Source organism: Natronorubrum thiooxidans (assembly GCF_900156475.1).
In the GTDB taxonomy this organism is placed as follows: domain Archaea; phylum Halobacteriota; class Halobacteria; order Halobacteriales; family Natrialbaceae; genus Natronorubrum; species Natronorubrum thiooxidans.
In genome coordinates this window covers 24,101-49,833 of the sequence record NZ_FTNR01000006.1, presented here as the reverse complement: position 1 = coordinate 49,833, position 25,733 = coordinate 24,101, and the positions used below count along the sequence as shown (strand labels likewise).

General features: G+C 63.2%; 27 protein-coding genes. 10 read left to right on the top strand and 17 right to left on the bottom strand.

Translation table 11 applies throughout. The features are described 5' to 3' along the window. Window positions 1-50 precede the first annotated feature (50 nt). A complete protein-coding gene (locus BW940_RS09650; protein ID WP_076608999.1) occupies window positions 51-521 on the bottom strand; it encodes an MGMT family protein in 471 nt (156 codons plus the stop codon). Between the two features lie 129 nt (window positions 522-650). On the opposite strand from BW940_RS09650, the gene trpC reads away from it, so the two are divergent. Genes trpC through BW940_RS09630 form a run of 4 tightly spaced genes read left to right on the top strand, consistent with a single transcriptional unit; the run spans window position 651 to window position 4,442 of the window. Next, complete coding sequence (trpC, locus tag BW940_RS09645; protein ID WP_076608998.1) at window positions 651-1,442, top strand: indole-3-glycerol phosphate synthase; 792 nt, start codon at window positions 651-653, stop codon at window positions 1,440-1,442. 31 nt (window positions 1,443-1,473) lie between these two features. After that, complete coding sequence (gene trpB / locus BW940_RS09640; protein WP_076608997.1) at window positions 1,474-2,739, top strand: tryptophan synthase subunit beta; 1,266 nt, start codon at window positions 1,474-1,476, stop codon at window positions 2,737-2,739. Next, complete coding sequence (gene trpA / locus BW940_RS09635) at window positions 2,736-3,620, top strand: tryptophan synthase subunit alpha (RefSeq protein WP_076608996.1); 885 nt, start codon at window positions 2,736-2,738, stop codon at window positions 3,618-3,620. Before trpB ends, trpA begins: the two co-directional genes overlap by 4 nt. A gap of 24 nt (window positions 3,621-3,644) precedes the next feature. Continuing rightward, window positions 3,645-4,442: a 2-amino-3,7-dideoxy-D-threo-hept-6-ulosonate synthase gene (locus tag BW940_RS09630; RefSeq protein WP_076608995.1), complete on the top strand. Its 798-nt coding sequence runs from the start codon at window positions 3,645-3,647 to the stop codon at window positions 4,440-4,442. Window positions 4,443-4,483: 41 nt separating this feature from the next. Here BW940_RS09630 and BW940_RS09625 read toward each other — a convergent pair whose 3' ends face one another. Beyond that, entirely contained in the window at window positions 4,484-5,476 is a 993-nt protein-coding gene (locus BW940_RS09625) for a phosphorylase family protein (RefSeq protein WP_076608994.1), read from the bottom strand. Window positions 5,477-5,567: 91 nt separating this feature from the next. Between BW940_RS09625 and BW940_RS09620 the strand changes: the two genes are divergently transcribed. Together BW940_RS09620 and BW940_RS09615 are read left to right on the top strand one after the other, a co-directional pair. Further along, window positions 5,568-6,146 carry a SprT family zinc-dependent metalloprotease gene (locus BW940_RS09620; protein WP_076608993.1) on the top strand — a complete coding sequence of 193 codons (579 nt, stop codon included), beginning with the start codon at window positions 5,568-5,570 and terminating at the stop codon, window positions 6,144-6,146. Between the two features lie 94 nt (window positions 6,147-6,240). Further along, window positions 6,241-6,774, top strand: a complete 534-nt coding sequence (locus BW940_RS09615; RefSeq protein ID WP_076608992.1) for a hypothetical protein — start codon at window positions 6,241-6,243, stop codon at window positions 6,772-6,774. 18 nt (window positions 6,775-6,792) lie between these two features. Here BW940_RS09615 and BW940_RS09610 read toward each other — a convergent pair whose 3' ends face one another. Then, entirely contained in the window at window positions 6,793-7,470 is a 678-nt protein-coding gene (locus tag BW940_RS09610; RefSeq protein ID WP_076608991.1) for an HAD family hydrolase, read from the bottom strand. A 173-nt stretch (window positions 7,471-7,643) separates the two neighbouring features. Between BW940_RS09610 and BW940_RS09605 the strand changes: the two genes are divergently transcribed. After that, window positions 7,644-8,843 (top strand): 3-dehydroquinate synthase II, encoded by a 1,200-nt coding sequence (locus tag BW940_RS09605; protein WP_076608990.1) that lies wholly within the window; start codon window positions 7,644-7,646, stop codon window positions 8,841-8,843. Between the two features lie 126 nt (window positions 8,844-8,969). Here BW940_RS09605 and BW940_RS09600 read toward each other — a convergent pair whose 3' ends face one another. The 5 genes from BW940_RS09600 to BW940_RS09580 form a co-directional block, all read right to left on the bottom strand. Then, on the bottom strand, window positions 8,970-9,416 hold the full coding sequence (locus tag BW940_RS09600) for a zinc ribbon domain-containing protein (RefSeq protein WP_076608989.1): 447 nt from the start codon (window positions 9,414-9,416) through the stop codon (window positions 8,970-8,972). A gap of 147 nt (window positions 9,417-9,563) precedes the next feature. Further along, entirely contained in the window at window positions 9,564-10,754 is a 1,191-nt protein-coding gene (locus BW940_RS09595; RefSeq protein ID WP_235847790.1) for a CAP domain-containing protein, read from the bottom strand. A 195-nt stretch (window positions 10,755-10,949) separates the two neighbouring features. Continuing rightward, on the bottom strand, window positions 10,950-11,633 hold the full coding sequence (locus tag BW940_RS09590; RefSeq protein WP_076608988.1) for a type I 3-dehydroquinate dehydratase: 684 nt from the start codon (window positions 11,631-11,633) through the stop codon (window positions 10,950-10,952). A 198-nt stretch (window positions 11,634-11,831) separates the two neighbouring features. Continuing rightward, on the bottom strand, window positions 11,832-12,059 hold the full coding sequence (locus BW940_RS09585; protein ID WP_076608987.1) for a UPF0058 family protein: 228 nt from the start codon (window positions 12,057-12,059) through the stop codon (window positions 11,832-11,834). A gap of 144 nt (window positions 12,060-12,203) precedes the next feature. Next, on the bottom strand, window positions 12,204-13,184 hold the full coding sequence (locus BW940_RS09580; RefSeq protein WP_076608986.1) for a transcription initiation factor IIB: 981 nt from the start codon (window positions 13,182-13,184) through the stop codon (window positions 12,204-12,206). A 219-nt stretch (window positions 13,185-13,403) separates the two neighbouring features. Here BW940_RS09580 and yjjX point away from each other — a divergent pair, with 219 nt between their 5' ends. Continuing rightward, window positions 13,404-13,925 (top strand): inosine/xanthosine triphosphatase, encoded by a 522-nt coding sequence (gene yjjX, locus BW940_RS09575; protein WP_076608985.1) that lies wholly within the window; start codon window positions 13,404-13,406, stop codon window positions 13,923-13,925. 219 nt (window positions 13,926-14,144) lie between these two features. Then, window positions 14,145-14,378, top strand: coding sequence for a DUF7123 family protein (locus BW940_RS09570; RefSeq protein ID WP_076608984.1), 234 nt, complete (start codon window positions 14,145-14,147; stop codon window positions 14,376-14,378). A 193-nt stretch (window positions 14,379-14,571) separates the two neighbouring features. Here BW940_RS09570 and BW940_RS09565 read toward each other — a convergent pair whose 3' ends face one another. From BW940_RS09565 to metG, 7 genes are all read right to left on the bottom strand, one after another. Then, a complete protein-coding gene (locus tag BW940_RS09565) occupies window positions 14,572-15,189 on the bottom strand; it encodes a winged helix-turn-helix transcriptional regulator (RefSeq protein ID WP_076608983.1) in 618 nt (205 codons plus the stop codon). An 82-nt stretch (window positions 15,190-15,271) separates the two neighbouring features. Further along, complete coding sequence (locus BW940_RS09560) at window positions 15,272-16,420, bottom strand: SPFH domain-containing protein (RefSeq protein WP_076608982.1); 1,149 nt, start codon at window positions 16,418-16,420, stop codon at window positions 15,272-15,274. A 73-nt stretch (window positions 16,421-16,493) separates the two neighbouring features. Beyond that, on the bottom strand, window positions 16,494-17,126 hold the full coding sequence (locus BW940_RS09555) for an NfeD family protein (protein ID WP_076608981.1): 633 nt from the start codon (window positions 17,124-17,126) through the stop codon (window positions 16,494-16,496). 79 nt (window positions 17,127-17,205) lie between these two features. Beyond that, a complete protein-coding gene (locus BW940_RS09550; RefSeq protein WP_076608980.1) occupies window positions 17,206-17,616 on the bottom strand; it encodes a DUF7312 domain-containing protein in 411 nt (136 codons plus the stop codon). A 103-nt stretch (window positions 17,617-17,719) separates the two neighbouring features. After that, the gene (gene pyk / locus BW940_RS09545; protein ID WP_076608979.1) at window positions 17,720-19,477 is read right to left on the bottom strand and encodes a pyruvate kinase; all 1,758 of its coding nucleotides are present in this window, start codon (window positions 19,475-19,477) and stop codon (window positions 17,720-17,722) included. Between the two features lie 116 nt (window positions 19,478-19,593). Then, window positions 19,594-20,364, bottom strand: a complete 771-nt coding sequence (locus BW940_RS09540; protein ID WP_076608978.1) for a potassium channel family protein — start codon at window positions 20,362-20,364, stop codon at window positions 19,594-19,596. A 166-nt stretch (window positions 20,365-20,530) separates the two neighbouring features. Then, window positions 20,531-22,633, bottom strand: a complete 2,103-nt coding sequence (gene metG / locus BW940_RS09535) for a methionine--tRNA ligase (RefSeq protein WP_076608977.1) — start codon at window positions 22,631-22,633, stop codon at window positions 20,531-20,533. Window positions 22,634-22,900: 267 nt separating this feature from the next. Between metG and BW940_RS09530 the strand changes: the two genes are divergently transcribed. Further along, window positions 22,901-24,268: a sodium-dependent transporter gene (locus BW940_RS09530; protein WP_084776747.1), complete on the top strand. Its 1,368-nt coding sequence runs from the start codon at window positions 22,901-22,903 to the stop codon at window positions 24,266-24,268. Between the two features lie 13 nt (window positions 24,269-24,281). On the opposite strand, the gene BW940_RS09525 is transcribed toward BW940_RS09530, so the two are convergent. Then, entirely contained in the window at window positions 24,282-24,614 is a 333-nt protein-coding gene (locus tag BW940_RS09525) for a hypothetical protein (protein ID WP_076608976.1), read from the bottom strand. A 3-nt stretch (window positions 24,615-24,617) separates the two neighbouring features. Continuing rightward, window positions 24,618-25,703 (bottom strand): tyrosine decarboxylase MfnA, encoded by a 1,086-nt coding sequence (gene mfnA / locus BW940_RS09520; RefSeq protein WP_076608975.1) that lies wholly within the window; start codon window positions 25,701-25,703, stop codon window positions 24,618-24,620. Window positions 25,704-25,733: the final 30 nt, after the last annotated feature.

The following is a 25,733-nucleotide window of genomic DNA, read 5'->3' as shown; positions in this document are numbered from 1 at the left end:
ACAGGACGGACACAGGTCCAGATGCGTAGCGTCGAGTATCCGTCTCGAGGCTACAATCCCTCGAGCGCACGAAGCTTCTGTTCGACGGCTGGCGGCGCAGCGCTTGGCCCGTCACGGACGCGGTGATCCGGAATAAGAATTGGCGCGGGGTTCTCGTCGAGAGCCGTTCGCACGAGGATGATATCGTCTTCGTCGTCGGGGTCGAGTTCCGGCGTCATTCGGGTGAGCGCGTTGACGCTTACCTGCTCGCCGTAGGGGATCTCTCGAACCTGTTCCAAGACGGCGCGTTGGTCGGTCGGGACGGTCAAAGCCACCTGTACGTCGTCGAAGTCGATCTCCTCGAGTCCGTCGAGATAGTCGAAGAGTCGATCGAGAACGGGATGATCAGAGTCAGCGTTGTCTTCGGGTGTCGTGGGAAACGACACACTCAAAATGCGCCCACTGGCAGCACCGAACTGGACGTATCGGTCGAGATACGACGATTCGCGAGCGTAGATTCCGGCGTCCGTAACGTCCTCCATATGGGGTTGTAGGAGAGAGGGACTTGAATAGTCGCCGATCATTTCTGGCTGTCGTGATACCACGCCGCCACGGACGCAGACGCGTATGGCGCAAGGCTTTTGTACATATGAGTACGTTGATGTACAATAATGAACTCCGAGACGGAGCTCGCTCCCGCAGTAGCCTCCATTCTCGAGGCTGCTCGAGAGCGGGGTGGTGACGACGGTGGTGCGGTAACCGTGGATGCGCGGTCGGTCTCCGATGCGCTGGCACAGGCCGACGCCGATGGCCGCGTTCCGGTGATCGCCGAAGTAAAGCCGACGAGCCCAACCGCAGACGGAACGCGCGAGGATGACCCCGTCGAACTGGCCGAATCGATGGTCGCGGGTGGTGCCACGGCGATCTCCGTACTCACCGAGCCAAGCCACTTCGGCGGCTCGCCGGCGGCGCTGACACGAATCCGCGAGGCCGTCGATGTCCCCGTTCTTCGCAAGGACTTCGTCCTTCGGGAAGCCCAACTGGACGTCGTCGAAGCCGATCTGCTCTTGTTGATCGTCCGCTTCGTGGACGACCTCGAGGGACTGATCGCCGCTGCCCGCGAGCGCGGGTTCCAGCCGCTGGTCGAGGTCCACGATCGCAAGGAACTCGAGACCGCCCTCGAGGCCGGTGCCGACATCATCGGTGTCAACAACCGAGATCTGGCACGACTCGAGGTCGACCTCGAAACCTTCGAGTCGGTTGCACCCCACGTTCCGGATGACGTAACGCTGATCGCCGAAAGCGGGATCGCCTCGCCGGCAGACGTCCGGCGAATGCGCGAGGCGGGTGCCGACGCCCTGTTAGTCGGCAGCGCCATTATGGACCACGCTGGCGGCGACAGCGACGTACGCGAGAACACGCGACGATTGGTCCGGGCAGACGACGGAACTGACCTGACATGATCAACGACCGAGACGACTCCAGAGACAACACATGAGCAAGAGCGACCACGAACACCACCGCGAGCGCGATAGTGAGGCCACGTTCGGCGAGTACGGCGGCCAGTACGTCCCCGAAGCCCTGATGCCGGCCGTTCAGGAACTCGAGGACGCCTACGAACGCTACGTCCTCAACAACGAGGACGGCTTTATGGACGAGTTCCGCGAGCGAATGGCCGACTTCGGCGGGCGGCCGACGCCGCTCCAGCGTGCGGACCGGCTCAGCGAGCGGTACGATCGGGAGATCTACCTCAAACGCGAGGACCTCCTTCACGGCGGCGCACACAAACTGAATAACGCGCTCGGACAGGTCCTGCTGGCGAAGTACATGGGCAAAGAGCGGATCATCGCCGAAACCGGCGCGGGCCAACACGGCACCGCGACCGCGATGGCCGCGGCTCACCTCGAGATGCCCTGTGAGATCTACATGGGCCGGACGGACATCAACCGCCAGCGACCGAACGTCTACCGGATGCGGATGAACGGCGCGGAGGTCAATCCCGTTACGGCCGGCAGCGCCACCCTCAAGGAAGCGATCAACGAGACGATGCGCGACTGGGCGACGACCGTCGAGACGACCCACTACGTGATCGGCTCGGTCGTTGGCCCGCATCCGTTCCCCAAACTCGTGCGTGACTTCCAGGCGGTTATCGGACAGGAAGCCCGCGAGCAGATTCGAGAGCGCGCGGGACGACTCCCTGACAGCGTCGTCGCCTGCGCCGGCGGCGGCTCGAACACGATGGGGACGTTCCACGCGTTCGTCCCTGACGACGCGGTCGACCTGTACGCTGTCGAGGCCGGCGGCTCGAGTCTTGAGATCGACGAGGAAAACGCACTGGCTCCGAACTCCGCGACGCTCTCGACGGGCACCGGCGGCGTGCTCCACGGCGCGATGACCAAACTCCTCCAGAGCGAGGACGGCCAGATCATGGAATCCCACAGCGTCAGCGCCGGCCTCGATTACGCCGGCGTCGGCCCCGAACTCTCCCATCTCGTCGACACCGGGCGCGTCACCCCTGCAAGCGTCGGCGACGAAGCTGCACTCAACGGCTTCCACCGACTCTCGAACCTCGAGGGAATCATCCCTGCCCTCGAGTCGAGTCACGCACTCGGCTATTTGGAGGAGTCGCACGACGAACTCGGCGACCTCGTCGTCGTCAACGTCTCCGGACGTGGCGACAAGGACTTAGAGACCGTGCTCGAGGAGACCGAGAAACGCGACCTCGAGGCGGCTCCGGATGTGGAGGTGTTTGGCCAGTGAGCGACATCGAAGCGGCCATCCGCGACAACCACCCCGCGCTCATCACCTATCTGACCGCGGGCGATCCGTCGCTCGAGGACACCAAAGCGTACGTCGAAGCCCTCGACCGCGGCGGCGCGGATCTGATCGAACTCGGCCTGCCGTTTTCGGAACCGATCGCGGAGGGCCCGACGATCCAGGCGGCGATCAACCGCGCGCTCGACGCCGGGACGACGCCGGCCGGCTTTTTCGAGCTCGTCGACGAACTCGAGACCGAGGCCCCGCTGCTGGTGATGACGTATTATAATATGATCCTCCAGTACGGGGACAGCGAGGCGCCACGCGCCTCGGAGAGCGATGCGGCGCCGCCGCAGAGCAAACCCGACGTTCGTCTCTTCGTCGAACGCGCGGCCGAGGTCGGCCTCTCGGGGATCATCGTCCCCGACCTGCCCGCCGAGGAGTCGGAGCCGCTGCGTGCGGCCTGTGATGAGCACGGCCTCGACCTCGTCTTCATCGTCGCGCCGACGACCGAGGGCGAACGCCTCGAGACGATCATGTCACAGGTGTCGGGCTTTGCCTACGTGCAGGCCCGACTCGGCACGACAGGCGCACGCGCGGACGTCTCGAACGCCACCCACGACAGTCTCGCGCGACTCTCGGCGTACGATGTCCCGAAAGCGGTCGGCTTCGGTGTCAGCAAAGGCGACCACGCGGCCGAGATCATCGAGGCCGGCGCGGACGGCGTTATCGTCGGCAGCGCGCTCATTGATATCGTCGCGGAGAGCGACACGCCGGCGATCGACCTCGAGGCCAAAGCCGAGGAACTCAAACGCGGTGCGATCCGCGGTACCGATGGCACCGGCGAAGACGAGATTGATGCCCCGGAACCAGAACAGCCATAACTGCAAGCTTGCTACACTCCCGCAATGACTACGACAGGAATCGACGCACGACTCGATCGAATCGGCACAGACGGCACGTACGTAATCGTCCCCATGGATCACGGTATCACGATCGGTGCCTGCCAAGGGCTGAAAGACATCGAATCGACCATCGACGGGGTCACCAGCGGCGGAGCCGACGCAGTGCTCACGCAGAAAGGGATCGCCCCCCGCGTCCACGACAACAAAAACGATAAAGGGTACATCGTTCACCTCAACGGCTCGACGACGATCGGCCCCGACGAAAACGACAAACGGATGACCGGAACCGTCGAGGAGGCCGTTCGCGTCGGCGCTGATGCCGTCTCCTTCCATATCAACGTCGGCTCGGACCACGAGCCCGATCAGATCGCCCAGCTCTCGGAGGTCACCACGACTGCAAAACAGCTTGGGATGCCGGTCCTCGCGATGGCCTACGCCCGCGGCCCGGGTGTCGACTCCGAAGATCCCGAAGCGCTCGGCCACGCGGTTCGTCTCGCCGAAGAGCTCGGTGCCGACGTCGTCAAAACGGGCTACAGCGGCGACGCCGAGAGCTTCCAGCACGTCGTCGAGTCGACCCTGCTTCCGGTCGTCATCGCCGGCGGCTCGAAAGGCACCGACCGCGAGACGATCGAGATGGTTCGCGGCGTGATGGACGCTGGCGGCGCAGGCGTCTCGATGGGACGCTCGATCTTCCAGCACGAAGACCCCGAAGCCATCGCCCGCGCCGTCGCCGGCGTCGTCCACGACGACCTCTCGACTGAGGAGGCGCTTACGGAAGCCGGCCTCGCGCTCGAGGCCTAAACTGACATCTCGAGCCGCTTCGAGACCTCAACCGGCTGTTTCTACTTCCTCCCGTCCACACCGATCTCGAGCGGGTCGCTCGCGGCGAGTGCCTCGATGACCGCCGAGCCGACACGAGCAGCGTTGTCGATCGCCAGCGCGAGACTCGCCGGGTTGCCATCGAAACTCTCCTCGACGGACTGGCCGAGGGCCGGTCGGTCGTAGTTGGCGACGGCGCGCACGCTCAGATAGCGCTCACGGCAGTCAAATCGCTCGAGGGCGGTCGCCGTCGCGGCGTCTTCCATCTGGGTCGTCACGTACGGCTCGACGCCGTACTCGCTACAGAGCCACTCCACTTCTCGGGCGTACTGGGAGCCGTGCCAGAATTCGTCGCCACAGACAGTCGTCCCGCACTCGACCGTCGGCCCGGCGTCCGTCGCCGTCAGGTACTGATTCTGGTAGCCGCGAACGGTTTCGTCCTCGCGAAGGGAGACGTCCTCTGCGGCGGCGACCGCGCGGTCGACGAGAGCCGGCTCGAGGCGGTGGACGTAGTCCCGCGGTCGGTACGCGAGGAGGTCGATAGGGCGGTCGTCGGCCGCGTCGGCGTTCGGATCGACACTCGAGTCGACCCCTTCGCTGCCGTTCGATGCCGAGTGGCGGTCCCACCGATGCTTTCGGTCCCAGTCGACGACTGCATCCGCGATCGCTACCGAGCCGAGCGCGGTCGTCTCGGGCGACGAGCCCGCGATGCCACTCGAGACGACATAGGCCGACGATAGATCGACGCCCGAATTCGCGAGCAACGCGGTGACCGTCGTTGCCGCGTCGCTCTTGCCGATGCCGGTCGTCGTGATGGAGATCCCGGAGTCGGTCAGGTACAGTGGCGTCTCCGTTCCTGGGATCGCGAGTGCGTCGGCGAACTCGTATCGCTCGAGCCACGGCTGTCGTTCGTCCAGTGGCGGCTCGAACGCGGCGGTGAGGACCAGTCCGGTGGGGCGAACGGGGACGTTCGGATCGGGGGCATGCGGCGTCGGGAGCGTCTCGTCGGTGTCCATAGCGAGGACCAGGGAACGGCTGAGCAAAGTAGTCCCTGCTTTCACGGGGTCGATCGGAAGCATTTCTATCGCCGGCATCGTCCGCCCGTCCGTGACCGCCGGCGACGATACCGACTTCACGATCGACGACGAACTCCTCGCTCGAGCCCGTATTCACGCCCGCGAGGTGCTCGCCGACCACGCCCTCGAGATCGATCGCGACGCGCTCGAGTGGGCAGTCACGACGCGCGCTCGTCGGCGGGCGGGCGCGTGTCGGTGGGACGCAGACCGCGAGGTGGCGACGATCGTGCTCACGCGACAGGCCTACGAGCGCTACGACTGGCCGGCGTTTGCGGGCGTCGTCAGACACGAACTCGTCCACGCCTGGGCGTTCCAGTGCTTTGGCGAGTCGGGGCATGGACCGCGATTTCGCGAACAGGCAGCGACCCTCGACGCGCCGCGTCACTGCCAGCGGTTTTCGGCGCCGCGGTACGTCCTCCGGTGTCTCGAAGGCGAGTGTGACTGGCACGCGAGGCGGCATCGGGCCTCGAGACCAGTGAAAGCGCCGGCACAGTACCGCTGTGGGGAGTGTGGTGGTCGCTACGAGGTCGAACACGGCGAGAGCGGCCGAACGTGGACGACCGCGAGTGGCTTCGGCGGCGCGAAGTCGGCACTCGGTGAGGAGTGGTAAGCGCGCTGATTTCGGCGCGCCGTCACCGACTGCCGAGTGTGGCTGGTGAGATAGCCACGGAATACTTATTCGACTCCCGGCACCTGGTTCGGGTATGGGACTACTCGAGTTGATGCTTGGCCAATCGAGTTCCGGCGAACAGGGCGTCGACGGCCACTCGTACAAACTGCCGAAAGACACCCACGACTTCGTCTATCCGATCGCCGCGCGACGGGCAGAGCTCGAGGCGTTCGTCGAGTTGCTCGAGGCCGACGCCGAGGCGCAGTCGGTCGGAGACGACGCCGACGAACTGCAAGCCGCCTTCGACGAGGTTCTCGGCGAGAGTGAAATCGACGCCTCGAAGCTCGCAGAAAAGCAGCAAAAACCGCGACGCGAGACCGAGCGGATACTCGAGCGCTGGACTGACCAGGTGACCGAGGATATCGGCGTCGTCTACGCGCGACCGGGAACGTATCCGACGCTGGCCACGTTCGTCAAGCGCTGCACCCAACGCGACGAGCACGACGACGACCCCTTTGTTCTTCCCGAGGTGTTCGGCGAGGGAACCGCGTTGCTCAAGCGACTCGAGGCAGCGACCGACGACCAGTATCGGGCCGTCGTCCACACGGATCTTCTTCCGGATCAGTAGATCGCGCCTGCAGCCCCGTCACACGATCGTTTCGAACGCCTCGAGCGACGGGAGTTCGTACGTCGGCTCGTGAGGAGCGCCGTCGAGACCCTCTCTTCGGGTGTCGACCCACGCTGAATCGATCCCCATCGCGTTCGCGCCCGCGATGTCTGCGTGCAGCGAATCGCCGACGTGGATCGCCGCGTCGGCGGCGATATCGAGTTCCGAAAGCGCCCGCTCGAACGGCACCGTACTCGGTTTCGGTTCGATGCCGGCGCTCGGGTCGGTGAAGACCCGGACGTCGAAGGCGTCCGCAATGTCGAGCGCCTCGAGTTTCTTCGTCTGTGTCGGCCGGCCGCCGTTCGTGATGAGTCCGATTGGCCCGAACTCGCGAGCGTGCTCGAGGGCGGCCTTCGCGCCGGGACGGAATCGGACGGCGGTTGGATCTTGTTCCTCGAGATACTGCTCTGCAAGCGACGAGGAGACAGTCGGGTCGACGTCGGCGCGGCTGGCGGCTTCGGCGAACAGGTTTCGATAGAACTCCCGATCCGTCTGGGCTGTCGGCAGCGACGGCACGACCGCCCGCAGATCCGCCGGCGTACAGAACGGGTCGATGTCCACCCGGTCGAACGTCGACTCGAGCAGCGTCGCGGCGTCCTGCGTGGGCTCACAGAGTGTCCGATCGAGATCGAAATAGATCGCCTCGTACGCAGTCATTGCTCCGACTACGAGGGCACGCGTTCTCAACGTTTCGCCGCTGTCGGCGGTCAATGCAGCCGGTACGGTCGAGCCGCCTCGAGTCGCCGGCACTCGGCGCTGGCCACGACTGCGTGGCGGTGAGGGCTGTGGCATTCGCCACGTTCAAGCCAGTGCCCTTCGTCGGTCGATTTATGACGCGATCTGTCTGGGTAAAAGCCGACGACGCCGTCGGCGACTGGGACGACCGCCGCGCGCGGATCACCGCCGCGCTCGAGGCGGGTGCAGACTGGGTACTGGTCGACGAAGCAGACGTTGCCCGCGTGCGCGAACTCGGCGACATCAACGTCGCAGCGTTTCGCACCGACGGCGACGTGACGCTGGTCGACGATATCGACGCGGATGATGACGGCGTCGAAGAGGCCGAACCGACCGAGCGACCCGACGCCGTCATCGTCGGCAAAGACGGCGAGGGTGATGCGACGATCGACCTCCCGGAGGATCTCTCCGGCTCGGCGGACCTCTCGACGCTCCGTCGTGACGGCGACCTAGAGCGTGGCGCGTACGTCCGCATCCTCGCCAAGGAGTACGAACACTTCGCCGAAACCGCCGCCGAGGAGGCCGACTACACCATCGTCATCGGCGACGACTGGACGATTATTCCCCTCGAGAACCTGATCGCCCGCATCGGCGAGGAGACCGACCTCGTCGCTGGCGTCACCAGCGCCGAAGAGGCCAAGACAGCCTTCGAAACGCTCGAGATCGGTTCCGACTCCGTGCTGCTCGACTCGGACGATCCCGACGAGATCCGCAAGACCGTCGAAGTCCGTGACGAGGCCGAACGCGAGTCGCTGGACCTCCAGTACGCCGACGTGCTCGACGTCGAGCAGATCGGCAGCGCAGACCGGGTCTGTGTCGATACGGGTAGTCTGCTCGAACACGACGAAGGAATGCTTGTCGGGTCGATGGCGCGCGGCCTCGTGTTCGTCCACGCCGAGACGGCCGACTCACCGTACGTCGCCTCGCGCCCCTTCCGGGTCAACGCCGGTGCTGTCCACGCCTACGTTCGCACACCTGATGGCGGCACGAAGTACCTCTCGGAACTCCAGAGCGGCGACGAGGTCCAGGTCGTCGACCTCGAGGGCAACACCCGCGAAGCGATCGTCGGCCGCGTCAAAATCGAGAAACGGCCGATGTTCCGGGTCGCCCTCGAGACTGACGACGGCGACCGCGTCGAAACGCTGTTGCAGAACGCAGAGACGATCAAAGTCGCCACCCGTGACGGTCGCAAAGCCGTGACTGACCTCAAGGCGGGTGACGAACTCCGACTCTACTACGAGGACACCGCTCGGCACTTCGGTGAGGCCGTCGAAGAAAGCATCATCGAAAAATAACGCGGCTGCGGATCTGGACCGACGGCGGTCGTCACGACCCGCTATTGAACCGTTTTCATCGAGTCGAACAAATAGGACATCGATCCGGCCTCAACAAACCGAGACGGCGAGACTAGGGCCGTCTGCTTACGGTCGTGCTGTTTCTTCGCGATCCTGGGCGGGTTCGTCAGCATCCTCCGGCTTGATCGGCTCGAGACGGGTCGTACACCAGTGACAGAACTCGAGGTCTTCGTCGAGTTCCTTGCCACACTGCGGACAGGATGGGCCATCACCGGAATTGTTGCCAGTCGGTGGAAAGCCGGCTGCTCGGAACGTGGCGTCGATCGCCGCAAACAGGACGATAAACGAGAGGGCGAACTGGGAGATCGTATCGGTTTCTGCGGTGAGCACATTCATTGCTTCGTCCATCGAGCCGGCGGCGGCGATTTGCTCAGTTGGGAAAAAGAACAAGATCGCCGAAAAGTAGAGGCCAGCAAACACGAGCGCACGGAGCCAGTCCCGGATCAGGGCGTGGCCTGCACCGGGCATGAGCACTGAGAGGCCGGCGGCAGCGATCGCGCGGAGCCATGTCATCGTACGTGGTGCTAGGGGACCGCCGCCCTTAACATTCCGATTTCTCTTTTCGTCTTGTCCGCCGATCAGTTTCGCGGCGATCGATCACGGCCGGCCAGTCCCACGCTCGAGCCGGCTCAAAAGTGGTGATAGCGTCGCTACTGCCCGTTAGCAGAAGTTCTGGGTGGCGTACACCCGGTCGTCGTCGGTCACAGCGATCCCAATGCCCTCGTTGGTCCAGTGGTCGGCGAGAATATTCTCGCGGTGTCCGTCCGAGTTCATCCACTGCTCGACGAGGCCGTCGGCCAGTTCGCGTTCGGTCGTGTGCTCGACGACGTCTCCCGAGTCCGTTCGGACCGGTTGATCGACGTACGTGTACGCGATGTTTTCGCCACCAGTATAGTAGGCACTGCCGTCCGTGTCTGCACGGCACTCGTACCCGTATTCGTCGTATCTGTCCGAGAACGAGTCACCCTCTGGACTCGTGTGACTGAAGTACCCGCGCTCGGCCATGTCCTCGCTGTGGGATCGGGCAATCTCTTGGAGGTCCTCGTCGAACGCGAGTTCCTCGAGGCCACGAGCGGTGCGTTCCTCGTTTATCGCCTCGTGGACGTGTCGTTCGACGAGCGCTCGATCGACTGTCCCGTCGTCGGTAGTGTCGTCAGCTCCGTCGTCGACTGGCTCACTCGAGTCCTCGTCCGTGTCGTCGACGTCCGACCCGGTGCCGTCGGTCGATCCGTCGCCGTCGACGTCGTTTGCATCGTCCGAACTGCTGGAGTCGTCGTCTGACTCGTCGGTGGGACGCTCGTCCTCGTCATCGTCCGTGCTATCGGTGTCCTCGATGCCGGTCGGTTCGTCAGCATCGTCGAGTGGCTCGGACGATTCATCGTCGTCGGCGTTCGAGCCGTCGTTTACGGGGTCGGCGCTGTCGTTGTCGGTATCATCTGCTTCCGAACCCGCATCGATGTCCGACTCGTCCGTGTCACTGTCCTCTCGCTCCGTGGGATCGTCGCTCGCGTCCTCGCGATCCGTTTGCGAGTCGTCGTCCGAGATTGTGGGACTGTCCGTCCGATCAGGAACATCGAACAGGCCCGAGAAGACGTTCGTAAGCGTGCGCTGGACGAACGATAGCCGCTCGTCGGTTGTCGGCGATCTATCGGTCGTACTCGAGTCTGTCTCGACCGATGTCAGCCATTCCGACACGTCAAACGGTGAACCGTCGGTGGCGGTGTCGGCGTCCGTTGCTGTCGTATCCGGTCCGGGGACTGCGGCCCCAACCCCGGCCGTACTCACGACGAGGGCAATGAGTATCGCGATCGTTACTGCCGAGCGTGACAATCTTTTCATCCGTACAGTCATTGCTGTGTGAACGACGCCCAACAACGAATTGGTTCATATGTACAGTTATTTTATCTTCTATTCGGGCACGAACTCTGCCTGGCTGTGGGTTGTTGTCACTGTTTGCCGGGTCGCGAAAACAGAGTCATTCGAGGACGTATCGATCGCCGCCGACGGGCCGGAATCAACAGCCGCCTCGCTCGAGTGACGGCGTGATCAGCTGAGTTCCGAGACTAATTTCGAGAGCGTCTCGAGGTCGTACTGACCCGGGGCCGTCGCATTTTCGGGATCGACGGGCGCATAGCCGATCTTCGAGCCGTACACCGGTGCGACCGCACGCGTATGGCTGCCCAGTTCTCCCATTGCCATCGTTGCCACAGGGTCGCCGTGGGCAGTCAGCTGTTCGGTCGCCGCAAGCACGGCAAGCGTATCCTTGTGTGACTCGGCGGTGACGGCCATCTTGGCGACGTCAGCGTACTTGTGTGCTTCCGTCAGCGTCGAAACCAGCTCGCCGCGCGTCGGTGTCCCCTCGAAATCGTGGGCCGACGCAACCACCGCAACGTCGCGTTCGCGGGCCGTCTCGAGGAGCTCGTCGGCGTCACCCGCGAGGATCGCCTCGAGTTCGATGTCGATCGCCTCGACGGCATCGATGGCAGTCGCCTCGGCGAGTACTGCGAGTCTGCGCTCGTCGTTACCACTCCACTCGCCGCCCTCCCACGCGGCGCGATTCGTCGCGAGAATCGGGAGTTCGCCGTCCCCGTCGTCGTAGGCCTCGAGGGCGGCCAGTGGCTCGTCGGCGAGATCCATCCGATACTCGATCGCATCCGCGTGTTCGCGGGCGGTGGGTTCGTCGGTGAGATCAGCAGTCGATGCGGCGAGGACGAACGAATCGAAGTCCATGTGCGAAGAGTCGGTCGGATCGACAAAAAGGCGTCTGCTCGAAGCGCTGGCGATAGTCACTCCCGTGTCAATGGCCAGTCGAACAGGATTGGACGGCTCGGTGATGGTGCCACTTTCATACGGACTGCTGTCGTCACTTACCGCCGATCACCAGAGACGGGGTCGGTGATCAGCGGTCACTCGTTACAGTAGACCGTATCAGGCCGCTACTTCCGCGGTGGTTCGTGCATCGATCGTGTCGCGGATTCCCGCGAGGAGTAAGAAGATCGCCCGTTTGTGGTCCGCTTTCGAACGGTGGACGTGTGCTGGCCGGATGGGCTGGGCGTCGTACGCAGCAAACGCGTCTGTTGTCTGTTGGTCCTCTTCGACGGTCGAACGGATTTCTTGAAGCAGCGCGTGAAGCTGCATGTACTCCTGCGATCGCATGCTAGGACCTCCCACGAGCATCGTTCACTTAGAGCCCTTTGCATACTCTCGGAGTAAAACCGTCGCGCTGACGTGTTCTGAACGCAGAAAAAAGCGGAGAGTGACTGTTGCCCGGAATACGGACCGTGGATCGATTGCCGCTGATCAGGCCAGTCCCAGCGTCTCCTCGGCCTCGAGGAGTTCGTGATACCGGTTTCGAATCGTCACTTCGGAGATGTCGGCGACGTCGCTGACGGCAGCCTGCGTGGTCTTTTCATTCGTCAGCAGTGCGGCGGCGTACACGGCGGCGGCAGCGAGACCGACTGGCGATTTGCCGCTGTGGACGCCCTTCTCTTTGGCGTTCTGGAGCAGGCCGCGGGCGCGGTGTTCAGCCTCGTCGGAGAGGTCGAGTCCGGAGGCAAAGCGTGGCACGTAGCTTTCGGGGTCGGCCGGCTGGACCTCGAGGCCGAGTTCTCGAACGACGTAGCGGTAGGTGCGAGCGATCTCGTTTTTCTCGACGCGGGAGACGTCGGCGATCTCGTCGAGACTACGGGGAACGCCGGCCTGTCGGGCGGCGGCGTAGACACAGGCCGTCGAGACGCCTTCGATGGAGCGACCGGGCAGCAGGTCCTCGTCGAGTGCGCGTCGGTAGATGACGGAGGCGGTCTCGCGGACGTTCGTCGGGAGACCAAGCGCGGAGGCCATGCGGTCGATCTCGCCCAGCGCCTGTTTCAGGTTGCGCTCTTTGGAGTCACGCGTGCGGAACCGCTCGTTCCATTTGCGAAGCCGCTGCATCTTCTCGCGCTGACGGGAGCCAAGCGAGTTGCCGTAGGCGTCTTTGTTTCGCCAGTCGATGTTCGTCGAGAGCCCCTTGTCGTGCATCGTGTTCGTCGTGGGCGCACCCACGCGGGACTTCTCGTTTTTTTCGGCGGCGTCGAACGCTCGCCACTCGGGACCACGGTCGACGGAGTCCTCTTCGACGACGAGTCCACAGTCTTCACAGACGGTTTCGCCGTGTTCGTCGTCGACGACGAGGTTCCCTGCACATTCGGGGCAGACGAGGTCGCTCTGTTCGCTCTCGGTCGTCTCTTCGTTCGTTTCGGGGCCGGTACGCCGTACTCTGGTGTTCGATGTGGTGTTGGTCATGCGATGGCAAGTGCTGACCGGCCGAACTGACTGCAAAAGCCCGGACGGATTCGTTACCTACCTCGTTCTAACACTCGAGGGTTAAGGGTTTCGAAATCTCGGCCTGACAGCACTCGAGAACGGGTAATTCGGCGGAACTAGTATTAACAATCAAAACAATAACGCCAAGACGTAACGCCGAATCGGTGCCTCCAAAGCCACGCCGTTTGAACCACACGTATGGATGTCGCAGTCGGAAGCACGAACCCGGTCAAAGTCGACGCCGTCGAACGGACACTCGAGCGATTCGAGCCGACCGTGACCGCGGTCGCAGTCGACTCCGGCGTTCCCGAACAGCCGTGGTCGATCGACGAAACGGTAACGGGTGCCGAAAACCGAGCCCGGCGAGCACGCACGGCGACCGACGCCGAGTATGGGGTCGGCCTCGAGGGCGGAGTCACCCATCTTGACGGTGTCCCGGGACTGTCGTTGATCATGTGGGCCGCCGTGACCGACGGCGAGCGGATTGAACGCGGTGGCGGCCCGACACTGCCGCTCCCCGATGACGTCGCTGCCCGACTCGAGGACGGAGCCGAACTCGGGCCGGTGATGGACGACCGACTCGGAACCGACGGGATCGCCGAGGCCGACGGCGCTGCCGGCGTGCTCACGGCCGGGCTGACGAGTCGGACCCAGGCACTCGGTGAAGCGGTTGCCTGTGCGTTCGGGCCGTTCGTCACATCCTCGGCCGACAGTCAGTAAGCCGAGCTGTCTCGATCGACCGGTCGTCGTCGACTAGTCGTTGTATCGAGAGAGTCATTCATCGTGAACAGTCATCGAATGCCATATCTTAACTGGCTGTACCAACGGAACCTTTCTGGCCGGTTATTCCGCTCTTACTCACCACCAAAACCGCAAGCAGGCAGCGGGTTAACCGCACGTACCAAACCCCCTAAACGTGTTCACCCCGTCTGTGGAAGTATGAGCACCGCAATGGCCGCCGACCTCACGAGTAAACAACGCCAGATCCTCGCCTATCTCCGAGACAACGCTGGGACGAAGACCTACTTCAAATCCCGGCTTATCGGTCAAGAACTCGGCATGACGGCAAAAGAGGTCGGATCGAACATTACGGCACTCCAGAACGGCAATTTCGACGTCGAAATCGAAAAGTGGGGCTACTCTTCGAGCACGACGTGGAAGGTCGATATTTAACGACCGGAACGCCAGTTCGACACGCGTTTTGCCGGCCGACGCACGCCGCTCATCGACACCGTTATTTTTCGGATCCCGGTTTCTGAATTTCGCCTCGAGCAGCGCCAACGCGAGAACGGACTCGAATGTGCACTGTAATACGATCTTACTCGCGGTAGTCCGCTTGTTACAGGCGCTCTCAAACCTCAAACCGCTAGCCGTGGTAGTCGATGAACTGATCCGCGTTCCGGGCGAGTCGGCGGGCCGATTCGCCAAAGGAGTCGGCGTGACCGACGACCAAAACCAGTACCGTTTCGGGTCGTTCGACGGCGTACCCGTCGTCGCGGGAGAGCAACCCGGCCTCCTCGAGTTCGCCGGCGTACTTGCTCACCGTCGGCGGGGAGACATCGAGTGCAGCGGCGAGATCACCGGCCGTCGTCTCCGAGTCGAGTAGCAGTTCAATCAACATGCCACGCGGTGTCTCCCGTCGGAGATAGCCGAGCGCCTGTTTTTCGAACTCGTCGAATCGGCCTGCTGGAACGAAGCGCTTGTAATCACCATCGGGGTAGTGTTCGATCGCTTCGAGTTCCTCGAGCCGGCGCAGATGGTGTTGGGTTTCGCCAGTCCCGAGCTGGAGGTCGTCCCGGATCTTCGAGAAGTGAGCGCCGGGTGTCGTCGAGAGATAGCCGACGATCGCATCACGTGCGTCGCTCTCACCGCTGTCGGCCGCCGCCGGTTCCGAGAGGCCTGCAAGCGGTGTCGCGGCACCGAGTGCCGCAAAGCGACGCAGGGTCGCTCGTTTCTTGTCGTCGACCCCATCTGGATTCGTCATGCTATGCGTACCGTCAGAAATGAGACGAACGGTAAAACAGGTTTCGCTCCGCTTTACTCACTGAAACCTGACGTTCAGGAGATTATGAGTTTCGGTCGGACTGGGCGTCACCGGCGAACTCCTGGTCCATCTCCTCGATGACTTCGTCCGGATCGGTGATGGTGCCGGCGTCCTTCCCCTCCTTGATCGCCTGGGCTTCTTTCTCCATCGCCTCGAGATCCATCTCGGCTTCCTCGTCGATCTCGCCGATGATTTCGGCGATGTCGTCCAAGCCGATCAGTTCGCGCGTCTCGGCATCGAAGTCCAGACTCTCGAGTTGGTCGCTGTCGTCTTTGACGTCGCTACCCGAGAGGTGTTTGCCGTAGCGGCCGACCATAGAGGTGAGTTCCTGGGGCATGACGAACGTCGTCGACTCGCTCTGGCCGATTTCGGCGAGCGTCTCCATCCCCTGGTCAATGATCGCGCGTTCGCCCATCGATTCGGCCGAGCGGGCGCGCAGAACCGTCGAAATCGAGTCACCCTGTGCCTCGAGGATCTGGCTCTGTTTCTCACCCTGTGCGCGGATGATCTCACTCTGTTTGTCACCTTCGGCCTTCTCGACGGCACTGCGACGTTCACCCTGTGCCTCGAGAATCATGGCCCGACGTTTCCGCTCTGCGGAGGTCTGTTGTTCCATCGCGCGCTGGACGTCTTTCGATGGGTTGACTTCACGAACTTCGACGCTCTCGACGCGAATCCCCCACTCGTCGGTGGGTTCGTCAAGTTCCTGGCGGATGCGGGCGTTGATTTCCTGGCGTTTGTTCAACGTGTCGTCGAGTTCCATGTCACCCAGCACGGCACGCAGGGTGGTCTGGGCGAGGTTCGAGACGGCCCGTTTGTAGTCGTCGACCTGCAAGAACGCCTTTTTCGCGTCCATCACCTTGATGTAGACGACGGCGTCGGCCGTCACCGGCGAGTTGTCCCGCGTGATCGCTTCCTGTCGGGGGACGTCAAGCGTCTGCGTTCGCATGTCGAACCGATACGTGTTCGAGACGAACGGTGGGACGAAGTTGATCCCTGGCTCTAAGAGTTTGCGGTACTCACCGAAGACGGTCAGCGCTCGTTTTTCGTATGCGTCGACGATCTCGACTGCACTGAGCAGTGCGGCGAGAACGACGAGAAGGACGAGGGCACCGACGAACAGCAAGGCACCACCGGTACCGGTTTGCAGCGGAAGTAGTTCCAGGACCATAGTCCGGTCTTACGGCGGTGAGGGGAAAAGCGTTCCCTTATTTTAGAAACATGTTGGGCTGATTTCGACCCGGTCAGTTCGATTTTTCGGTCTCGGTCTCGGTCTCAGTTCCAGTTTCAGTTTCAGTTTCAGTTTCGGTTTCAGCGTCTGACGACGACTGCTCACCGGTTTGTTCGTCGGCCCGAGAATCGGCTTCGGCAGCTCCCTCCGCGAGCGCACGATCGATCTCGTCTTCGCCAATTGCGCTGATCGATTCGACCGTGACCACGTTTCCGCCGCCGGGATCGAGGACGATGATCTCCTCTCCTTCTTCGATCGTCCCGCTTGTCGATCGGGCGCTGTAGTACGGTGCGAATCCACCGTGGTCGAGTTTGACCTCGCCGCTTCTGGTCGTGACGGCCTCCGTGACGTAGCCCGTCGACCCGGCGAGAGAACTCGAGTCGGTCGTCTGGGCGGTGCCCTTGCCACCGTAGAAATCGAACCTGTTGTAAACGTACGCCGCGGTGAGCCCGATGGCGAGCGTGAGCGCCGCCAAGACGAACGGACTCAACGGGGACGGAAAGAGCACGCCGATCAACCCGGCACCGACCAGTGCGACTCCGATGACGATGAGGTGGGCACCGGGTGAGAGCGCCTCGAGTCCCATCAGGATGAGACCAGCGACCAGGAGCACGAGGGGCATATTCTCGAAGAGAAGTTCGAGCATGTGCCGAGCTAAGTTCTCACCGGAAGTAAAGGTTGCCGAGGTCTCTCATCGGGCTGGTCACCGAAACGCAGTCGATACGTCACAGCGGAATCGATACGACCCGGAAGATGACGAGCACCATCGCAACCGCACCGAGGAACACGAAGAGGACGTTCTCGAGGGCGGGCTCGCCGGGTTCGATCGGTGTTGAACTGGGTTCTGGCCCGTACGGGTCGTCTTCTGTCGCGTCGGTTTCTCCTTCGTTGGGCGTCTCCGAGAGATCCAGCGGGATTCGGTATTCGTCGCCATCGTCACTGCGTTCGTTCGGGAAGCTCCTTTCACCGATCCCGATCCGTCGGTCGCGCTCAGTTGGGTCATCGAACCCGCGCTCGTTCCGGTGGGCGGCGACTTCATTCTGCGTCGTGTCCGAATCGTGGCCGTCCGGCGCTCCCGGCGACGACTCCTGGGTACTGTCGTCGCCACCACCGCCACTGGACGTATCGTCCGTCATACCTGTGGTAATCGTTCCGGCATCAAAAACCCGCGGTCCGAACGGTCGACTCGAGTCACTCGAGAGAGGCCGATCGACTTCGTATCGACTCCGGCCGACAGTCTCAGGAGCGATCGGCTCGGTCGCTGATATCGCCGCCGTAGACGACGCCACGTTCGGCATCGAGCGTCACGGTATCGCCGTCATCGGCGTCGGTGAGAACGGCACCGCTGATCATCGGGATCGACATCTCTCTGGCGACCAGCGCCGGGTAGCCGGTCAGTCCCCGTTGGGCGTCGATGATCCCGCCGATCGTCGCTGGATCGCCCGCGAACTCCTCGTCGAAATCGGCCGGCAGCGCCAGGATTGCCCCCTCGGGCACGTCCGAGAGGTCGCCATCGGAGAGGTGCACCAGCGGACCAGTTGCTCGGCCCTCGACGACGACGCGGCCAGTCGTCAGCGCCTCCGCCGCGACGTGGACTTTCATCATGTTCGTCGTGTTCGCCCCCTCGAGGTCGGTCATCATGCCACAGAGGACCACGACGGTGTCTCCGCTCTCGGCAACGCCGGCATCGAGCGCCGCCTGAACGGCCTTTTCGACGACGGCGTCGGCCCCCTGATCTGAAACGTTCGCATACAGCGGCGTGACACCCCACGATAGCGCCAACTGGCGGCGAACGCCGTGGCTCTGTGTCGAGGCGACGACCGGGACGCCGGGACGGTACTTCGCCGTCTTCAGCGCCGTATAGCCGGATTCCGTCGCGGCGACGACCGCGTCCGCGCCGATATCACGTGCGAGAAAGCGCGCCGACCGAGCCAGTGCGTCCGTCCGCGCCTCGCCGGCAGCGGGGACGCGTTGCTCGAGCACTTCGGCGTGCTCCTCGGAGTTTTCGACCTGCCGAACGATGCTGTCCATCGCGTCGACGACCGCGACCGGATGGTCACCGATCGCCGTCTCAGCCGACAGCATGACTGCGTCGGTGCCGTCGAGGACGGCGTTTGCGACGTCTGATGCCTCCGCCCGCGTCGGCCGACGGGCGTGAACCATCGAGTCGAGCATCTCCGTCGCCGTGATCACCGGCGAGCCCGTGTTGCGACACTTGCGGATGATTCGTTTCTGGATCATCGGCACGTCCTCCATCGGACACTCCACGCCCAGATCGCCGCGGGCGACCATGACCCCGTAGGAGGCATCGATGATTTCGTCGAGGTTGTCGACTGCACCCGCGCGTTCGATCTTCGCGATCAGGGGGATTTCTGCGCCCAGTTCCTCCAGAACCTCGCTGACCTCGTAGACGTCCTCGGCGTCGCGGACGAAACTCGCCGCGACGAAGTCGACGTCCTTCTCGGCAGCTAACTCGAGGTCCTTGCGGTCGTCTTCGGTGACGATATCCAGATCGAGGTCGACACCCGGGACGTTCACGCCCTTGCGCCCGGCCAACTCGCCGCCGGTATCGACTCGAGCGCGGACCGTCTCGCCGTCGCGTTCGAGAACGGTCGTCTCGATCAGCCCGTCGTCGAGCAGAATTCGATCACCCGCCTCGACGGCGTCGATCGGCAAGGAGAGGCCGACCTGCTTCGGCGAGGCCTCATCGCCCTCGACGAACCGGATCTCCGACCCCGTCTCGAGGGTGACCGTCTCCCCCTCGGGAAGCGGCGCGGTCCGAACTTCCGGCCCTTGCATATCGAGCATTACTGCGACGGGTTCGGCTCGGTTCTCGTCGACGGTACGGACGCGGTCGATCAGATCGGCACGATCCGCACGCGTCCCGTGGCTTGCGTTGAGCCGCGCGACTGACATCCCTGCGTCCGCGAGGTCCCCGATCGTCTCCCGATCGCTCGAGGCTGGTCCGAGCGTGCAGACGATTTTTGCGTTTCTCATGGCTCGACGTAGCGCAAGCACCGTCAAAAAGATAGGTGATTAACTCGGTCTCGAGTACTATTTGTGCCGACCGAAGTGTGCCACGACAGTGCATCCAGACAGACGACACACTCGAGTCAGTCTGCCGGCCGCTCGGGTTCGAGCAGGCGGGTAACGCGCTCGCCGCTGACGACCTCGGGAATGATGACGTCGTCGGCACCGGCTTCCCTCGCGACTGGTTCGTACATCTCCTTGCCGACGCGAACGAGGATGTCGGGAGACGACGTGGCTGTCCCACTGACGATCGCGATCTGAATGTTGACGTTCGAGTCGTCGATCGCAGCGACGAGTTTCGTCGCTCGTTCGACGCCAGCCGACCGCAGGACTTGCTCGCGTCTGGCGTCGCCCGTCACCAGCAGATGGCCGTCCTCACGGACACGTTCTGCGTGAGTCTCGTCGATTTCGATGACGACCACCGTCTGACCCGCCTCGGTGAGTCGGTTGGCGATCGTCCGCCCGAACATCCCGTAGCCACAGACGATGACGTGATCGTCGGTGTTTTCGATTCGTCGGTGCATTGTTGCTCGTGATACCTCCGATTGAATCCGTCCCCCGAACGCCTCGGTAACGACCGTCTCGCCGATCCACAGTCCCGAGAGGATGAGTCCGACCGTCACCAGGATCGCGTAGGCTTTGGTTGCCCGTTCGGGGCCAGTGTGTTCCTCGAAGTGCAGATCGATACTCGTCAGATCCACCAGCCAGAACGTTGCCTCGACGAGGCCGACGTTCCCGAGCATCGAAAGCCCAAGGACGCCCGCAACGACGGTCACAACGAAGACACCGATCGGCACCAGCGTTCGACGCAAAATTTGTCGGTCGAAGTAGTGCCAAACGTTATCGAGGGCCACACACGACGGTCTGTGTCATCACACAAAGATCTGTTTGATGGTGCGCTTTCTGCCGTTCGGAGGGGCAATATGCTGAATTGTGTTCGATAGCGCTCGAAAACTGGAGTGAAAAGCGGTGTTCCGAACACGACAACAATGGCCAAGCAGCGTCCGAACGGCGAGACGTCTACTGGACTTTTTCGCCGATTTCGGCGTCGCCGTGAGTCGTCAGCAGGTCGGCGTCGTCGCCGGCCGCGAGGATCATCCCGTTCGATTCGACGCCGAACAGCTCTGCCGGCTCCATGTTCGCCAGCAGGATACATTTCTCGCCGGGCAGTTCCTCGAGGTCGTGCAGTTGCTTGATGCCCGCGACGACCTGTCGCGTCTCGAAGCCGATGTCGACCTCGAGGCGTGCGAGGTCGTCTGCGCCTTCGATCCCGTCGGCCGCCTCGATCTGGCCGACGCGAATGTCGAGATCCTGGAACTCGTCGAACCCAATGCGGTCCTCGAGGAGTGGCTCGAGGTCGTCTGTGTCTGCCATATCCGTGGCTTCGTCCGCCCCAGTGTCGTCGCTTTCGGTTTCGTCCTCGTCACCGTCGTCCGACGCTTCGTCGACGCGTGCCTCGAGTTTTGCCGTGAGGTCGTCGACGCGTTCGTCCTCGATCTTGTCGAAGAGTTCGCCAGGTTCCTCGAAGTGTCGGGGTGGGGTCTCGAGGGCGGCCTCGAGATTTGTGTCTGCAACCGCACCGTCCTCGCCGAGTTGCTCCCACAGCAGTTGGGCCTTGTCGGGTGCGATCGGCTCTAGGAGAACGCCGACGGCCTTGGCGATCTGGACACAGTCGCGGATGACCTGTGCGGCCTGTTCGGGGTCGTCGTCAGTGAGCTTCCAGGGCTCGTTGCGCTGGATGTACTCGTTGCCAAACTGGGCGAGTTCCGTGGCAGCTTGCCCGACACCGCGAAGCGAGTAGTCGTTGGCCGCGTCGCGAAGGTCGTCGATGGCCCCCTCGATGCGGGCGTGGACGTCCTCGGAAACCTCGGTCTCGGGGGTCCCCTCGTAGTTCCGGTAGGCAAACAGCAGCGAGCGGTACCAGAAGTTACCGACCGTGCCGACGAGTTCGCCGTTGACTTTCTCCTGGAACGCCTCCCAGGAGAAGTCGACGTCCTGCTGGAGGCCGCCCGTCGTCATCAGATAGTATCGCAGCAGGTCGGGGTGGAAGCCTTCCTCGAGGTACTCTTTCGCCCAGATCGCCCGGTTGCGGCTGGTCGAGAGCCCCTTGCCGTTGATCGTGATGAAGCCGGTCGCGGCGATCCCGCGTGGGGCGTTGTAGTCTGCACCCTCGAGCATCGCCGGCCAGAAGATCGCGTGGTGCTGGATGATGTCCCGGCCGATGAAGTGGACGATGTCTCCATCCTCGCGCCAGACGTGCTCCCAGTCGTACTCGTCGGCGCCGACGCGGTCGGTGTACTGTTTGGTCGAGGAGATGTACTCGATCGGGGCGTCGACCCAGACGTAGAGGACGAGGTCGTCTCCGCCTTCGTCGTTTCCGTTGGGGTAATCGATCCCCCAGTCCATATCCCGCGTGATACACCAGTCTTGCAGGCCGTCTTCGATCCACTGGCGGGGCTGGTTGCGCGCGTTCGAGGTGCCCTCGAGGCCGTCCAAAAACTCGGTGAGGTAGTCCGCAAACTCGGAGACTTCGAAGAACTTGTGGGTGCGCTCGCGGTACTCCGCGGGGTTGCCCGTAATCGTACTTGTCGGGTCCTCGACCTCGCCGGGCTCTAGGTGGCGCTGACAGCCCTCGTCACACTCGTCGCCGCGGGCTTTCTCGCCACAGTACGGACAGGTTCCTTCGACGTAGCGGTCAGGGAGATACTGGTCGGCGTCGGGGTCGTAGGCGACCTGGATCTCCTTCTCGTAAATGTACCCCTCGTCGTCCAGTGTGCGGACGATCTCCTGGGTCGTCTCGACGTTGGTCTCGTCGTGGGTGTGGCCGTAGTTGTCGAAGTCGACGTTGAACTTGGGGAACGTCTCCTCGTACTGGTGGTGCCACTCCAGTGCAAAGTCCTCAGGATCGACGCCTTCTTTCTCGGCGTTGACGGCAACCGGCGTGCCGTGCATGTCCGAGCCACAGACGTAGGCGGACGTCTGGCCCAGCGTCTCGAGTGTGCGGTTGAACGCGTCGGCACCGATATACCCCCGCAGGTGACCGATGTGAAGGTCGCCGTTTGCATACGGCAACCCACAGGTCACGACCGCAGGCCTGTCCGTCGGAAACTCGTCGTTGCTCATACCCATGCTGAGTCGGCGGCGGGCGTAAAACCCGCCGGTTTTCGATCGACGGCACCGAGCCGGTCGCCGTCACCAGTCACCGCTGTGCGAGCACGGTCGAGCACAGAGGGCGGGTACGGTCGAGCACAGCGGAGTCCGATATGAAATATGTTTGTTGTCACGAGTCACACCCGTCGACGATTGTATCGGTCGGAGCGCTCGAAAAGCGGTGATTACTCGTCTATACGATCACGTGGTCTTTTGATATGTATATCAAGAGTAGCTAGCATGAGCTCTGTCGACATCCCACGTGAGCAGTGGGCGACCCGGTTCGGGTTCATTTTCGCGGCCGTCGGGAGCGCAGTCGGTCTCGGGAACATCTGGCGGTTTCCGTTTCAGGTCGGGCAAGGTGGTGGAGCCGCGTTCCTACTGATCTACCTGCTGTTCGTCGCGTTCGTCGGCTTCCCGGCGATACTCGTCGAGTTCGTCGTCGGCCGCTACACAGAACGGAACCCCGTCGGTGCATTGCGGGAAATCGGCAGCGGGCTCTGGCAGTACCTCGGCTGGATCTTCATCGTGACCACCTTCGTCATCCTCTCGTACTACAGCGTCGTCGCCGGCTGGACGATTCGCTATACGATCCTCGGACTGCAGAACGGATATCTCGCGGACGCCGCCGAAGCGGAAGGCCAGTTCGTTACCCTTGCAACGGGGCTCGAGGCCATTGCCTTCCACGCGCTGTTCATGGCGAGCGTGGTCGTCATCGTCGCCTACGGGATCCAGCGCGGGATCGAACTCGCAGTGAAAGTGCTGGTGCCCCTGATCGTCGTCATCACAGTCGGAATGGCCGTCTACGCGTCCACGCTCGAGGGTGCAAGCGAGGCGTACGCGTACTATCTCTCGCCCGAGTGGGGAACGATCGCTGCCGAGTGGACGAGTATCCTCCCCGCAGCAGCCGGACAGGCGTTCTTTACGCTCTCGCTCGGAATGGGGATAATGATCACCTACGCGTCCTATCTGGGTGAGGATCGCAACCTCGCCGAGGACGGTGCGATCATCATCGGCTTCGACACCGCGATCGCGTTTATTACCGGCTTAATCGTCTTTCCGATCCTCTTTACGGCGGGCGTCGATCCCGGTGCTCCCGGCGCTGGCGCGATCTTCGTTTCGCTGGCGGCGGCGTTCGGTGATCTCACGCTCGGATGGCTCATGGGTGCGGTCTTCTTCGGAACGGTCGCTATCGCCGCCCTCTCGAGTGCGATCAGCCTGATGGAAGTCGTCATCGCCTACCTGATCGACGAGCGCGATATCGATCGTACGAGGGCGACGCTCGGCGTCGGCGTCGTGCTGTTTCTGCTCGGCATCCCCTCAGCGTCCGATCTCGTCTTGCTCGACCTCTTCGATCTGTTCGCAGATCAGATCCTGCTCGTGCTCGGGGGACTCCTGTTGATGATTCTGGTCGGCTGGTCACTCGCTAATCTCGCAGTCGACGAACTCGAACTCGGGATCGGGGATCTCGGCTCGCTCGGCGCGGCCTGGATCTGGGCCGTCCGAGTCCCGGTCGTGGTGGTCCTGTTCGTTGCCCTCGCACTCGGCGTTATCCAGTACTACGAGTTTCTCACCGTCGACTTTGCCGACTGGCTTGCCGATCAGTAGCCACTAATCGGCCTCAGTCGGTATCGTCCCCTTCTCCCCGCCAGACGGCCGGTAGCACCGCCAGTCGGCTGCCAAAGAAGAGTCCGAGCCCGACGAGCAAACAGCCGAAGAAGGCGAGCAAGAACGCCGTTTCGCCGGGACTGATCACGAGCACGACAGCCGCGCCGACCCATGCCAGCCAGGCCACCGCCTCCCAGGGGCGGCCGGCGTGCAGTCGCCAACTCGAGAGTGAGAGCGCAAAGCCGCCGAGCGCGGCCGCCACCACGATTCCCTCGAGCACCGTCGACGCCGCGACCAGTCCAACGAACCCGGTGAACGCGACGATATCGAATCGATCCATGGCCATCCGTCAGTCGTCGCTCGTCATTGGCACACTTGCGCGCATCTCGAGCCGATCCAGATCGGCGATAAACGAGGCGAGCATCTCACGGGTAACGTGGGGCATACAGACGACCCGAAGTTCGCCGGTTGCAGTCCGGGAGATGCGCCACCTCTTTGCGCGCAACGCGTCGAACGTCGACTGCGGGACGTCGGCTGCCACGAGCGGCAGCGTCGGTTCGACGACGTCGTAGCCGCGTTTCTCGAGGGCGTCGGCGAGCCACTCGGCGTTGTGCTGTGCGCGGACGTACTGGTCGCGGTAGCCATCCGGCCACAGCGTCTCCATCGCTGCGACCGCGCTCGCGACGCCGGCTCCCGAGCGGGTCCCGGTCAGCGTCGCCTGGGACGTCGACTCGAGATACGGCGTGTCGACGGCGAGTTCGTCGAGCAGGTCGGCCGAGCGAGCGAGCAGTCCCCCAGCGGGGACGGCGGCTTGCCCCATCTTGTGGGGATCGATCGTCATCGTATCGACCGCGGCGTGGCCGAAGTGCCACTCGTAGTCGGTGAACGGCAGGACGAACCCACCCCAGGCGGCGTCGACGTGGAGCATGGCGTCGACCGACGCCGCGAGCTCGCCGAGTGCCGGAATCGGGTCGACGCGGCCGTACTCGGTCGTGCCCGCGACGCCAACGATCAGCGCCGTCTCCCTGTCGACACACGAGCGGACGGCCTCGAGATCGGCCCGATACGTCTCGTCCGTGGGGACGATTCGAAGGTCGACGCCGAGGACGTCGGCGGCCTTCTGAAAACTGAAGTGGCCCGACTCGGGCATAACGACGTTCGGCGTCCGCGTCTCAGCCCGATCACGGGCGATCCGGACGGCCTGAATGTTCGCCTCCGTCCCACCGCTGGCGATATAGCCGGATGGATCCTCGAGGCCGGTAAGCTCGCCGAGCATCGCGATGGCTTCGTCCTCGAGTGCCGTGACGGCCGGATAGGTTCCGGGATCACCGGGGTTCGTCGCGAGAAACCGCTTGGCCGCCTCGCGCGCTACCGGGTGGGGCTCCGTACACATCGAGGAGAGCACCCGATCGAACGCCTGCGGCTCGATTTGCATATCACGTACGTCGATTCGGGCTGATTTATG